The sequence below is a fragment of the Ruegeria sp. BB7 genome (assembly GCF_056539365.1).
In genome coordinates this window covers 541162-552957 of sequence record NZ_JBQFUV010000002.1, presented here as the reverse complement: position 1 = coordinate 552957, position 11796 = coordinate 541162, and the positions used below count along the sequence as shown (strand labels likewise).

At 54.1% G+C, this 11796-nt stretch carries 14 protein-coding genes and 1 tRNA gene; 4 read left to right on the top strand and 11 right to left on the bottom strand.

Features of this window, described 5'->3' with window-relative positions; translation table 11 throughout:
• Positions 1 to 61: 61 nt before the first annotated feature.
• The 11 genes from ACR0D7_RS07905 to iscR all read right to left on the bottom strand — a co-directional run bounded on the left by ACR0D7_RS07905 (position 62) and on the right by iscR (position 8780).
• Entirely contained in the window at positions 62 to 367 is a 306-nt protein-coding gene (locus ACR0D7_RS07905) for an AlbA family DNA-binding domain-containing protein (RefSeq protein WP_480678529.1), read from the bottom strand.
• 146 nt (positions 368 to 513) lie between these two features.
• Positions 514 to 590: transfer RNA gene (locus ACR0D7_RS07900), tRNA-Arg, on the bottom strand.
• Between the two features lie 515 nt (positions 591 to 1105).
• Positions 1106 to 2326 carry a cysteine desulfurase gene (locus ACR0D7_RS07895; protein WP_480678528.1) on the bottom strand — a complete coding sequence of 407 codons (1221 nt, stop codon included), beginning with the start codon at positions 2324 to 2326 and terminating at the stop codon, positions 1106 to 1108.
• 13 nt (positions 2327 to 2339) lie between these two features.
• The gene (locus ACR0D7_RS07890) at positions 2340 to 2906 is read right to left on the bottom strand and encodes a YIP1 family protein (protein WP_480678527.1); all 567 of its coding nucleotides are present in this window, start codon (positions 2904 to 2906) and stop codon (positions 2340 to 2342) included.
• Complete coding sequence (locus tag ACR0D7_RS07885; protein ID WP_480678526.1) at positions 2903 to 3388, bottom strand: YIP1 family protein; 486 nt, start codon at positions 3386 to 3388, stop codon at positions 2903 to 2905. Before ACR0D7_RS07885 ends, ACR0D7_RS07890 begins: the two co-directional genes overlap by 4 nt.
• Entirely contained in the window at positions 3388 to 4671 is a 1284-nt protein-coding gene (gene sufD / locus ACR0D7_RS07880) for a Fe-S cluster assembly protein SufD (RefSeq protein ID WP_480678525.1), read from the bottom strand. Before sufD ends, ACR0D7_RS07885 begins: the two co-directional genes overlap by 1 nt.
• Entirely contained in the window at positions 4671 to 5426 is a 756-nt protein-coding gene (gene sufC / locus ACR0D7_RS07875) for a Fe-S cluster assembly ATPase SufC (RefSeq protein ID WP_170570377.1), read from the bottom strand. The genes sufD and sufC overlap by 1 nt, the downstream gene beginning before the upstream one ends.
• 49 nt (positions 5427 to 5475) lie before the next feature.
• Positions 5476 to 5679, bottom strand: a complete 204-nt coding sequence (locus ACR0D7_RS07870) for a hypothetical protein (protein WP_480678524.1) — start codon at positions 5677 to 5679, stop codon at positions 5476 to 5478.
• On the bottom strand, positions 5679 to 7199 hold the full coding sequence (gene sufB, locus ACR0D7_RS07865; RefSeq protein WP_480678523.1) for a Fe-S cluster assembly protein SufB: 1521 nt from the start codon (positions 7197 to 7199) through the stop codon (positions 5679 to 5681). Before sufB ends, ACR0D7_RS07870 begins: the two co-directional genes overlap by 1 nt.
• Positions 7200 to 7217: 18 nt before the next feature.
• Positions 7218 to 8261 carry a cysteine desulfurase family protein gene (locus ACR0D7_RS07860; RefSeq protein WP_480678522.1) on the bottom strand — a complete coding sequence of 348 codons (1044 nt, stop codon included), beginning with the start codon at positions 8259 to 8261 and terminating at the stop codon, positions 7218 to 7220.
• 60 nt (positions 8262 to 8321) lie between these two features.
• Positions 8322 to 8780, bottom strand: a complete 459-nt coding sequence (gene iscR, locus ACR0D7_RS07855; RefSeq protein ID WP_480678521.1) for a Fe-S cluster assembly transcriptional regulator IscR — start codon at positions 8778 to 8780, stop codon at positions 8322 to 8324.
• A gap of 177 nt (positions 8781 to 8957) precedes the next feature.
• Between iscR and ACR0D7_RS07850 the strand changes: the two genes are divergently transcribed.
• The 4 genes from ACR0D7_RS07850 (at position 8958) to ACR0D7_RS07835 (ending at position 11728) form a co-directional block, all read left to right on the top strand.
• Positions 8958 to 9611, top strand: a complete 654-nt coding sequence (locus ACR0D7_RS07850) for an alpha/beta hydrolase (RefSeq protein ID WP_480678520.1) — start codon at positions 8958 to 8960, stop codon at positions 9609 to 9611.
• Positions 9611 to 9856, top strand: a complete 246-nt coding sequence (locus tag ACR0D7_RS07845) for a hypothetical protein (protein WP_170381100.1) — start codon at positions 9611 to 9613, stop codon at positions 9854 to 9856. Before ACR0D7_RS07850 ends, ACR0D7_RS07845 begins: the two co-directional genes overlap by 1 nt.
• The gene (locus tag ACR0D7_RS07840; protein WP_480678519.1) at positions 9853 to 11010 is read left to right on the top strand and encodes an HD domain-containing protein; all 1158 of its coding nucleotides are present in this window, start codon (positions 9853 to 9855) and stop codon (positions 11008 to 11010) included. Before ACR0D7_RS07845 ends, ACR0D7_RS07840 begins: the two co-directional genes overlap by 4 nt.
• A 382-nt stretch (positions 11011 to 11392) precedes the next feature.
• Positions 11393 to 11728: a DMT family transporter gene (locus tag ACR0D7_RS07835; protein ID WP_480678518.1), complete on the top strand. Its 336-nt coding sequence runs from the start codon at positions 11393 to 11395 to the stop codon at positions 11726 to 11728.
• Positions 11729 to 11796 lie beyond the last annotated feature (68 nt).

Genomic DNA, 11796 nt, shown 5'->3' with positions numbered 1-11796 from the left:
TCCGGGTTTCTTTCTCATCTCCACTCCTTGGCGGTTACGATGAGCCAGAAACCCTCTCTTATCAAATCGACCTAAACTGTCCCATTGGTGCTGACGTCAGACAGGTCGAAGAAATTTGGTTAACAGTATCTTGTTCCAGATCGACTAGTTCTAGCGGGAGTTCATCTACGACTTCGCCATCATCTTCCCTACCGAACACTATCCACCCGCCACCATGATTAGACAGTGCACAGATTTCTTGGGCCAGTTTCGCCTTACCCTTGTTTGAAGAAAGGTCGAGCGTCCTTTTGAACTCCAATTCGAGATTTTCTTCTCTTACTAGAATTACCGCCTCGAAATCTGCATCTGACATCGTAACGCTTGTCATTAGTGTATTGCCTTGGTTCCTTAATCACTTCTGGTTGACAGATCCTGCCGCAAAGATGCTAAACTATTCCAAATTTCATGGATCTACAGGTCAACATACTAAATAAAAATGGTCACAAACATTATTCAGCAACCTGACGTATATAATGGCGCTCGCGACAGGATTCGAACCTGTGACCTTCGCCTTCGGAGGGCGACACTCTATCCAGCTGAGCTACGCGAGCACGAGGGCGTTAGTATCACGTTGCAGGTCAATGACAAGCCGTTTCTGCGCGTCTCGCTCGTTGAAAAGTAATATGCGGCTCAGCCGCCATAGCGGCAAGCTTGGAGACGACAAAGCTCTTATTGAAAGATCAAGAAGATCAAAAGCCCAGCTAGTCGCAGCTTTGAATAGGGTGTTCGTTCAGACACCCAAAGTTGCGCTAAAATTTCAGGTTGGCCAGAAAGTAGGGTTATACTTTTTGACGAGATTTTGCGGAACAGTGTGCAGTGGGGACACCTGAGGGTGTCTTATTGTGCAATTTTAGACACCCCTTAAACACCCAAAATAGCGCCCCGCACCGCTGATTTTATTTTTATTTTCAAGAAGTTAGTAGCTATCTAGGTCACTCAGGCGCTTTATGCACTAATGACCTTCGGAGGGCAGCGCTCTATCCAGCTGAGCTACAGGTGCCTTGGCCGTTAGCTATCCTTGATCCGATCCGGGTGCAACTGGAAATCCACCCGCACGGGACAGGTTTCACGCAAACAAATCATGCGCCAGTTCAAGGGCATCGACCAGCGTATCGACCTCATCTTTGGTGTTGTAGAGACCAAAACTGGCGCGGCAAGTTGCTGTCACCCCAAAGAAATCCATCAGTGGCCCAGCACAGTGATGACCGGCCCGCACGGCGACACCCTTCTTATCTAAAATCGTCGATACATCATGCGCGTGCCCTGCCCCATCCAGTGTAAAGCTGAAAATCGCAGCCTTATCCGGGCGCGTGCCCTGAACCTGTAACCAGTTCAGGCCAGTCAGGCGTTGCATGGCATAGTCGCGCAAACCTGCTTCGTGGGCGGCGATGTTTTCCATCCCCAAACCCATCATATAATCCAGCGCAACACCCAACCCGATGGTCTGCACAATACCCGGAGTACCGGCCTCGAACTTCATCGGCGGGTCATTATAGATAATCTGATCTTTGGTGACCTCTTTGATCATATCACCACCACCGATGAACGGGCGCATTTCGGCCATGCGGTCGGCCTTGATGTAGATTGCCCCCGAGCCGGACGGGCCATACAGTTTATGCCCGGTAATTGCGTAGAAATCGCAGCCGATATCCTGAACATTCACCGGCATGTGCACAGCCCCTTGGCTACCATCGACCAGCACCGGGACACCTTTGGCATGTGCGCCTTCAGTAATCGCTTTGACGTCAACCACGGTTCCCAGAACGTTCGAACACTGGGTCACGGCTACCAGCTTGGTCTTTGGACCAATGGCGTCAATCACAGCCTGCGGGTCCAAGCCACCATCTGCACCCACATCAACCCACTTCAAGACAACACCCTGACGTTCGCGTAGAAAGTGCCACGGCACGATGTTGGCGTGGTGCTCCATGACGCTGAGGACGATTTCATCCCCCGCTTGCAGGCGCGGCATCGCCCAACCGTAGGCTACCAGATTGATCCCCTCGGTCGTGCCCGAGTTTAGGACGATTTCATCCTCATCCGCTGCACCAAGGAATTTGGCAATTGTGCCGCGGACGGCTTCGTATTTTTCGGTCGCAAGGTTGGAAAGATAATGCAGGCCGCGGTGAACGTTTGAATACTCTTCTGCATAAGCCCGTGTTACCGCATCGATAACCACCTGAGGTTTCTGAGCCGACGCACCATTGTCTAGGTAGGTCAACGGCTTACCATTCACTTCTCGCGATAGAATCGGAAAGTCAGCGCGGATTTTTTCTACGTCGAACATGGTCTTTTTTTCCCTATACCGGGGTGCTGGGCGTCAATGCGAGGATGATGGGTACAGCAACCACGGCAGACAACAACAAGACCCCGACCGATTTCCAGAGCGTCCCGAATTTATGCGCTTCATTAAGGAAATGGAGTGTGACGTAAAGGCTTACTATTGCTGTGGCGAACAAAAACAGCACCATCACAAACGGAATTGCAATGGCCAGCACTAGCGTAATGAACATTGCAGTGATCTGCAGGAACTGCAGCCAGATCGTCAGCGTCATAATCTCGCTGAACGTTGCGCTTCCCCCCAGCAGGCGACCTACCACCAGGAATGCCGTGACACTGAACATCATCAAGACCCCAGAACGGATCAGGCTGATGAAAATAGGTTCTGGCGGAGCAACCTCGAGACCTTCCGGTACAGGCAGTAAATTCTCGAACCCGAACTGAACCAAGCCATTTAACACCACAGCCAGACAAAAGCCGAGCCACAAAGCTTCGCGCCCGAGGCGCATGGCCAGCAACTCACGCGCGGCGCTTGCTGGATTGATCAGGGTCAGAACCGCGAGGTTGCCCAACATCGTGATATTCATTCCGCTCGCCCTTGCGTTTGTTTAAGGCCAGCCAGCCAGAACCAGATAAATACCCCTAGCCAGATTAACCCAACAAAGGTCAACGCCGGGCCTGGACCGATAAACCCCGCGACCAGACCGTTCAACAGCACCAGAGGTGTCGACGACAGCAAAGCCCAAAACAGCGCAAGACGTGCGCCGTAGGCTGAACCGCGACCGCCCGCAAGACGAGCCGCTCCATAAGACACAAAGGCCAGCATATAAAAGAATAGCGGCAGTATGATAACGGTACCCAACAAGGCGCCGCCCATAAGCATGTTCAGCTCAAGCCCCTCAAGATGCGCCCGACGCGCAAGGCTGGGAAGCTGCGCGACAAATGCAACCACGCAGAATCCCATGACGAAGATCAGCGCCCGATCTTCCCGTTCACCCAGGTCCAAAAGCCGACGCACCACCCGCCCCGGCCCCCGGTAGGTGGCCACGATATCAGATGTCAGAGGCATCAGCTGCGCCGCGCCAGCCAGCCTTCCAGACGGGTCACGATCTCTTCGGCCAGTTCCTTGTCTTCGATCTCATCCACCGCTTCGGCCAAAAAGGCCAGTGTCAGCATGTTGGTGGCATCCTTGTGGGGAACACCACGCGACCGAAGGTAGAACAAAGCCGTTTCGTCAATCGCACCCGAGGTCGAGCCGTGAGAACAGGCAACGTCATCGGCATAGATCTCAAGTTCCGGTTTCGCCAGGAACTGGCTGTCATCGTCCAGCAACAGGGACTGGCTGATCTGATACCCGTCGGTTTTCTGCGCGCCTTCTTTCACAAGGATCTTGCCCTGAAACACGCCCGTTGCGCCGTTACGCAGCACCTTCTTGAATACCTGACGGCTTTCGCAATTCACAGCGTCATGGGTGATGAATACGGTATCGTCATGATGGAAATCACCGTCGCCAACGCACGCACCAGCCACATGTGCCACCGCATTGTCACCGGTCAGTTCGACAACCTGTTCATTGCGGGTCAGAACGCCATTTGCAGTTAGCGTGAACGACTTATAGGTGGATTCTTCACCCAGACGAGTGAACATATGGGTCACCGCCCGACGTTCGTGATCGCGGCCTTGCGCGCGTACATGGTGCAGTGTGCCGTTGTCAGCAATGTCAATCTCCATGCACTTGTTAAAACGCGAGGCGGCCGGGCCAATCTCAAGTACGGTCACTTCGGCACCGGATTCCACGCGAACAATATGGTGCAGCATCGCGTCCGACGCTTCTGAGGCGTGACGATACATCAGGCAGATCGGCTTGGAGGGCTTGCCGGATACGTGGATAGCCACACCGTCTTTGGCATAAGCCGTGTTAAGCGCAGCCAGAGGGCGTTGCACCGGAACCTGACCACGCGCTTCCAGCTTGCCGTACAGCTCTTTCGCCCAGTGGATGTCCTTGTGGCAGATGTCTTCAATCCGGTCGATCGTCACACCTTCGAGGGTCAGATCATCAGATTCTTCAGGGCTAAAGACACCATCGACAAAGACAATCTTCAAATTGTCCATGTCCTCGAAAATCAACGATTCACCAGCGTCAAAAACAACAGCGTGTGGCGCTTCCGCCGAGATCAGCGTATCGGGGCGCGTATATTTCCAGTATTCATCGCGCCGTCCGGGTAGACCCATTTCGCGTACACGGACCAGCGCATCCTCGCGCGCGGCGCGGGTACATCCGCACATTTCGGGCAACGACATGCTTGCCAGCCGTTCCTCGGTTGCGGTCTGTTTTGCTTGCGGCAAAGCCATCAGTTCACCTCGGCCAGAATGTCGGCGTAACCATTATGTTCAACTTCCAGAGCCAGCTCAGGACCGCCGGTCTTTACAATTCGACCATTCGCCATGATGTGGACGACATCAGGTTTGATGTGATCCAACAGGCGTTGGTAGTGGGTGATCACAAGGAAACCCCGCCCTTCGTCCCGCAGCGCATTAACACCTTCGGCAACCAGCTTCATTGCATCCACATCAAGGCCCGAGTCAGTCTCGTCAAGAATGCACATTTTGGGTTCCAGCATCGCCATCTGCAGGATTTCGTTGCGCTTCTTCTCGCCGCCCGAGAAACCGACGTTGACCGGACGCTTCAACATATCCGCGTCGATCTTCAGCGATTTCGCCTTTTCGCGAACGAGTTTCAGGAAGTCAGCAGCCGACAGTTCCTCTTCCCCGCGCGCTTTGCGTTGCGCGTTCACAGCGGTCCGCAGGAAGGTCATGTTGCCCACGCCTGGGATTTCGACCGGGTATTGGAACGCGAGAAAGACACCTGCTGCGGCGCGCTCTTCCGGCTCCATCTCCAGCAGGTCTTCGCCGCCCAGTGTGGCCGAGCCGTCAGTCACCTCGTAACCATCGCGGCCCGACAGAACATAGCTAAGCGTAGACTTACCCGATCCGTTCGGCCCCATGATCGCGTGCACCTTACCGGCCTCAACCGTCAGGTCCACACCTTTCAGGATCTGCTTGTCTTCTTCTTCAAGTTGTACGTGCAGGTTCTTGATTTCCAGCATGTTTTGTCCTTTTGCGTATCGCAAGGGGCGCCCCGGCCCCGATAAATTCCTATCCCAGCCCTTTGCGGATCAGACGTGCGGCAACCCACCCAAGGATTGCCCCGATGCCGACCGCCCGGACCGGGTTGATGAAGTCCATGTAGAAGATGTTGACGTAGGCCACCCCAAGCAGGCCGCCCAAAACCGGCAGTGCATATCCAAGCCAGGTCAGCACATCATCCTTTTGGATGCCTTTCCGGGGTGTCCGCGCCATCAGCCAACAGAGCCTTCCAGTGAAATTGCCACCAGTTGCTGTGCCTCCATGGCAAACTCCATCGGCAGCGCCTGCAGCACGTCCTTGCAGAAGCCATTAACAACCAGCGCCACGGCTTCTTCCTCATCCATTCCGCGCTGACGGCAATAGAACAGCTGATCGTCGTCCACTTTGGACGTCGTCGCCTCGTGTTCAACACGTGAAGAGTTGTTCTTGACCTCGATATACGGAACCGTGTGCGCCCCGCATTTATCGCCGATCAGCAAGCTATCACACTGGGTGTAGTTCCGGCTGTTCTTGGCTTTCGGGTGCATCGAAACCAGACCGCGATAAGTGTTCTGTGCCTTACCTGCACTGATGCCCTTGGACACGATGCGCGACTTGGTGTTTTTGCCCAGATGAACCATCTTGGTGCCAGTGTCGGCCTGCTGATAGTTGTTGGTGATGGCGATCGAATAGAATTCGCCCTGGCTTTCGTCCCCGCGTAGGATGCAGGACGGGTATTTCCAGGTCACGGCCGAGCCAGTTTCCACCTGCGTCCACATCACTTTGGACCGATCACCCCGGCAATCGGCGCGTTTGGTCACAAAGTTGTAGATACCGCCCTTGCCTTCTTCATCTCCGGGGAACCAGTTTTGAACGGTCGAGTATTTCACCTCGGCGTCTTCCTCGACGATAATCTCGACCACGGCAGCATGCAATTGCGCCGTATCCCGCTGGGGCGCAGTGCAGCCTTCCAGATAGGACACGTACGAGCCCTTGTCGGCGATGATCAGCGTGCGTTCGAACTGACCAGTGTTTTCCGCATTGATACGGAAATAGGTGCTCAGCTCCATCGGGCAGCGTACGCCCGGCGGGATGTACACAAAGGACCCATCCGAGAACACGGCCGAGTTCAGCGTGGCGTAGAAGTTGTCTGACACAGGAACCACGGTGCCCAAGTACTTTTTCACCAGTTCAGGGTGATCCTTGATCGCTTCGGAGATCGAGCAGAAGATCACGCCATGTTTTGCCAGTTCGTCCTTGAACGTCGTACCCACCGACACCGAGTCAAATACAGCATCCACAGCGACCTTGCGGCCTTCAGCGGGCATATCCTCGGCACCTTCGACGCCTGCCAGAATCATCTGTTCTTTCAACGGGATGCCCAGCTTTTCGTATGTAGCCAAAAGCTTGGGGTCGACCTCGTCCAGCGATTTCGGTTTATCCTCCATCGATTTTGGACGGGCGTAATAATACTGGTCCTGAAAGTCGATCTCAGGGTAGTTGACCATCGCCCAGGAGGGCTCATCCATCTTGGTCCAGCGCTCAAAGGCCGACAGACGCCATTCGGTCATCCACTCGGGCTCTTCGTTTTTCTCAGAGATCAAACGGACGATATCCGGATTCACACCCTTGGGCGCATATTCCATTTCGATATCGGTGTCCCAGCCGTATTTATAGGTGCCAACCTCGCGCACCGCATCCACGGTTTCCTGATCGACGCCTTCTTTTACCTGGGTCTGGTCCAAAGCGGCCATATCCTTCACTCCGTCAGATCACGCGGCACGCGCGCGATGCTTTTTCTCTTTTTCAAGCCACGTTTCAGCAAAACGCAGCACGTCTTCTTCCGTGGTTAAAGGTCCCAGCGAAACTCGGATAGCGCTGGCTGCTGTAACCTCGTCAAATCCCATTGCGGTAAGAACCGCGCTGGCACGAACCTTGCCGCTGGAACAGGCCGAGCCCGCACTGACCGCAAATCCCGCCAGATCCATCTGCATCACCTGTGTTTCACCCTTCCAGCCCGGAGTAGCAAAACACGATGTGTTGGGCAGGCGGCCCTGATCTTTCCCGACAAAAATAGTAGATTTTGAACCAGCCTCAAGAGCCTTTTCTAGAATATTTCTAAAATCTACAACCTGCTCCCACACACCATTGGCCAGATCCCTTGCAGCAGCCTCAGCTGCGGCCCCGAAACCCGCTATTCCAATGACATTTTCCGTGCCGGACCTGCGACCCATTTCCTGACCGCCGCCTTTAATCTGAGCAGGCAAGTCTGTACCGCGTTTCATCACGACAGCGCCCACACCTTTGGGACCACCCAACTTATGGGCAGAGATCAATGCCATCTGTGCACCCATCCAGTTGAATGCCACCGGAAGTTTGCCAAATGCTTGAGTCGCATCAGTCACAGCCAGACCCTCGGGCAAGGATTGAATGATCCCGGTTTCCGAGTTTGCCAACTGTAAGGTCGATTTTGCGGGATCATGAAGTTTAACGCGACCTGAAAGATCCGTCGCTAAATCTTCGGTTGTCCAAGACCTTACAGCATCATGCTCAACAGCGGACCCATGCAGATCACGCCCTGCAAGCGTCACCGCGGCCCCTTCGGTCGAGCCCGATGTGAACACGATATCCGCCCCATCTGCTCCAAAAGCAGTGGCGATTTGTGCACGAGCACGCTCAATCAAAGCTTTGGCTGCGCGCCCTTCTGCATGCACCGAGGACGGATTGCCGCACACCTCCATTGCCGCGACCATCGCCTCTCGGGCTTCGGCTCGCAACGGAGTGGTCGCGTTGTGATCCAGATAAACACGAGTCATGGATTCACCTTTTCGTGAACGCCAAACCATTCAAGGCAATCAGAAACTCGTTGCATCGACCTATTCATCCACAACAGCAAACAAATTCGGAACTGCAGGGCATGGCGCCAAATCATTCTTGATAACATCCGACAACCGGGTCTGATGCAGGAAAACGTAGACATGGGCGCTAAGCCCCTCCCAAAGACGGTTGGTCAACGACTGCGCCCGACTGCCCGAGGACGCACCAGACGCACCTGCCCCTTTCTTCAGAGCATCAACAGTTTCATCTACGGCTGAAAGAATCTCGACCACACGGATATCTGAGGCTGGCCGAGCCAAACGATAGCCCCCACCCGGCCCCCGCACCGAGGATACAAGTTCAGCCCGACGCAATTTCACGAATAACTGTTCCAAATAAGGAAGAGAGATGTCCTGGCGTTCGGATATTTCGCCCAATGTCACAAGGGTGTCCTGAGGTTGAAGGGCGATATCTGCCAGTGCAACCATCGCATAACGACCTTTGGTCGAGAGCTTCATTGTCGTCCCCTTGTGGCTGAACCCGCGCGAAAACATTGACGCCGCCGCTGCCAGTGCGTATCTCCGACTGGCAGCGCCTTGCGCAAAGCATTACAATTAGAACCGTTCTAAGGTGCCTGACGATAATCGTCAAGTATATCACGGCACCCGGAAGAAAAAGACAGGACCAAAGCACACATGCCCGAGGTGATTTTTCCCGGACCCGAAGGCCGCCTGGAAGGCCGCTACCACCCGCAAAAGGAAAAAGACGCACCGATCGCCATCGTGCTTCACCCGCATCCTCAATTTGGCGGGACCATGAACAACAAGGTGGTCTACAACCTGCACTATGCGTTTTATAATATGGGCTTCACCGTGTTACGGTTCAACTTCCGTGGCGTCGGACGCAGTCAAGGCGAATACGATCAGGGTGTGGGTGAGCTGAGCGATGCAGCATCGGCGCTGGATTACCTGCAGTCTATGAATAACAATTCGAAACACTGCTGGGTCGCGGGGTTCTCGTTTGGAGCCTGGATTGGAATGCAGCTTCTGATGCGTCGCCCGGAAATCACCGGGTTTATCAGTGTCTCACCGCCCGCAAACATGTACGACTTCTCGTTCCTGGCGCCCTGCCCGTCATCGGGCTTGATCATCAACGGATCAGCCGACCGTGTGGCGCCTCCGGCGGACACCGTCTCATTGGTGAACAAGCTGCATGAGCAAAAGGGAATCACCATCACTCACAACGAGGTTGAAGGTGCCGACCACTTCTTCCAGGAACGCCACATGGACACGCTGATCACGGATGTCAGCGACTATGTGAAACGCCGCCTGACAGAGAACACGCGCTGATGTCAGACACCATCACCTCCCTCGCCGCTAAACTGGCCGAGGACACGATGAAAGTGATGGATGAAACCGGCGATGATCGTTTCTTTGTCGAGGTGGGTGAAGTACTGGGCGCGTCTTCCCAAACCTTGGAAGAGGCGTTCCTGACGGAAATTCGGGTGCGTTTGGCCGAACGGAAAGCGCGCAAGTTTGTGATTCAAAAACTCGCTGACCACCGTTCAAAACTTAAGGCGATTGAAAAACAATGACTGAAAGACTGTCCGCGCAAATTGAGTTTCTGAAATGCGCGGACAGGCTAAAGTCAGTCAATCGCGCTAACTTCCTACTGAACCAGTCTCGACCAGAAAACGCCGCCGAACACAGCTGGCAATTGGCCTTGTGGGCTTTGGTGATGCAGCCTTTGGCCGGTGAGCCGGTAGACATCAACCGTGTCATCCGGATGTTGTTGCTTCATGATCTGGTCGAGATCATTGTCGGCGATCACCCGATCCATTTGCAAACGGACTGGCAGGCCGTTGAACGTTCCGAGCAAGCAGCCGCAGCCGAACTGTTTGGGCTTTTACCTGATGATCAGGCAACGGAATGCCTTGCTCTCTGGCAAGAATTTGAATCGGACGAAACGCCCGACGCGAAATTCGCCAAATACCTCGACCGTTGTCAGCCTATGTTTCAGGTTCTGAGCGCCCCTAATTCGATGGAAGAACACCGCAAGATCGTTCGGGAAAATCTGAACACGGGTCGCGCGGCGTATCTGAAAACCGAATTTCCGCTGGCTTTTGACGCGGCACGCAGCCTGCTGGAAGGTATCCCTCTTGCTTCAAATCCATTCTCGGACCGCCTGCCCTTTGTGACCGAGAGTGACGCATTGAAGTCTGTCTACCGCGCCTCACGGCTTTTAAACGATGAGCGGTTCGAGAATTCAGCCGAGCATTCATGGCACATCATGCTATACGCATGGATTTTGTCCGAGCACTCCTTCCCCGATGTTTCAATCGACCGGGTTCTGAAAATGCTATTGCTTCACGATGTCGTTGAGATCGACGCCGGCGACCACCCCATTCACGGGCAGGTCAATCACGCGGCCCAAGAAGCCGAGGAAAAGGCCGCTGCGAAAAGGTTATTCGGCCTTCTACCTGAGGACCAGAATGCTGAATTCCACGATTTATGGCGTGAGTTTGAAGCCGCCGAAAGTCCCGACGCCAAATTTGCCAAGGCAATTGACCGTTTTCAGGCGCCAGTGGGAAATTTGGCAACGGGCGGCGGCTCTTGGAAAGATTACAACGTTACTTATACACAGATTGAACAACGTGTCGGTACTCCGGTTCAACGGGGCGCTCCGGGTTTGTGGGCTTGGCTTCAGCCCCAATTGAATAATTATTTCGCGGCGACAGCCAACATCTAGATAAAGAAAAAGAGGCACAAAGGCCTCTTTTTCCCGTGTTTCGGCGGGCGCACAAACCTGAAAACTCTCTACCCGTTCAACAAACTCGGCTACATTTTGTCGACGGACCCCCTCGTCAGCAAACCACCCAGGCACCTCAGTCATTGCCGAAACGCATACCGCATTATCTTGTCGATTCTGCGCCAGCTTTTTTTTACAAAAACCGTTAAAATCCAATTGTTTTTAACAGTAGCTTCAACCAAAGAACAGTAAGGTTATCCATACTTACCCAAAAAGTCAGAACATCGATCCTACGACGCCCTCTACGGGAGTAACCCGATTTTTCTTGCCCGGCCTGCAGGTTTCGTGCTCAACCGCAGAAAACAAGTATCGGGAACGTTCTATGCCCAAAGCTTATTTGATCTTATTGCTGGCGGTCGTTGCCGAGACCATCGGCACAACCTCTTTGCAAGCCAGCCAGCAGTTCAGTCGCTTTTGGCCGTCCGTTTTGGTCGTAATTGGCTATGGCATTTCCTTCTACTGTCTCGGGCTGACACTGAAATACATGTCCGTCGGCATTGTGTATGCAATCTGGTCGGGGCTCGGCATCGTACTGATTGCTATCATCGGGTATATCGTTTTTGGGCAAAGGTTGGACTGGCCTGCCGTCATCGGATTGGGGATGATCTTGGTCGGAATCCTGATCATTCACCTATTTTCCAAGACTGCCGGGCACTGACCGCCTGTTAGGGCTGGTCTATTTGGTCAAACCGCGTTATGCGCGCGGCAACTTCCCGTTCAAAGGCT

Coding starts and splice junctions, on each gene's coding strand:
- ACR0D7_RS07845 (WP_170381100.1), top strand. CDS start 9,611: ATGTCAGACACCATCACCTCCCTCGCCGCTAAACTGGCCGAGGACACG.
- iscR (WP_480678521.1), bottom strand. CDS start 8,780: ATGAAGCTCTCGACCAAAGGTCGTTATGCGATGGTTGCACTGGCAGAT.
- ACR0D7_RS07870 (WP_480678524.1), bottom strand. CDS start 5,679: ATGGCGCGGACACCCCGGAAAGGCATCCAAAAGGATGATGTGCTGACC.
- sufD (WP_480678525.1), bottom strand. CDS start 4,671: ATGGCTTTGCCGCAAGCAAAACAGACCGCAACCGAGGAACGGCTGGCA.
- ACR0D7_RS07885 (WP_480678526.1), bottom strand. CDS start 3,388: ATGCCTCTGACATCTGATATCGTGGCCACCTACCGGGGGCCGGGGCGG.
- ACR0D7_RS07860 (WP_480678522.1), bottom strand. CDS start 8,261: ATGACTCGTGTTTATCTGGATCACAACGCGACCACTCCGTTGCGAGCC.
- sufC (WP_170570377.1), bottom strand. CDS start 5,426: ATGCTGGAAATCAAGAACCTGCACGTACAACTTGAAGAAGAAGACAAG.
- ACR0D7_RS07890 (WP_480678527.1), bottom strand. CDS start 2,906: ATGAATATCACGATGTTGGGCAACCTCGCGGTTCTGACCCTGATCAAT.
- ACR0D7_RS07850 (WP_480678520.1), top strand. CDS start 8,958: ATGCCCGAGGTGATTTTTCCCGGACCCGAAGGCCGCCTGGAAGGCCGC.
- ACR0D7_RS07905 (WP_480678529.1), bottom strand. CDS start 367: ATGACAAGCGTTACGATGTCAGATGCAGATTTCGAGGCGGTAATTCTA.
- ACR0D7_RS07895 (WP_480678528.1), bottom strand. CDS start 2,326: ATGTTCGACGTAGAAAAAATCCGCGCTGACTTTCCGATTCTATCGCGA.
- sufB (WP_480678523.1), bottom strand. CDS start 7,199: ATGGCCGCTTTGGACCAGACCCAGGTAAAAGAAGGCGTCGATCAGGAA.
- ACR0D7_RS07835 (WP_480678518.1), top strand. CDS start 11,393: ATGCCCAAAGCTTATTTGATCTTATTGCTGGCGGTCGTTGCCGAGACC.
- ACR0D7_RS07840 (WP_480678519.1), top strand. CDS start 9,853: ATGACTGAAAGACTGTCCGCGCAAATTGAGTTTCTGAAATGCGCGGAC.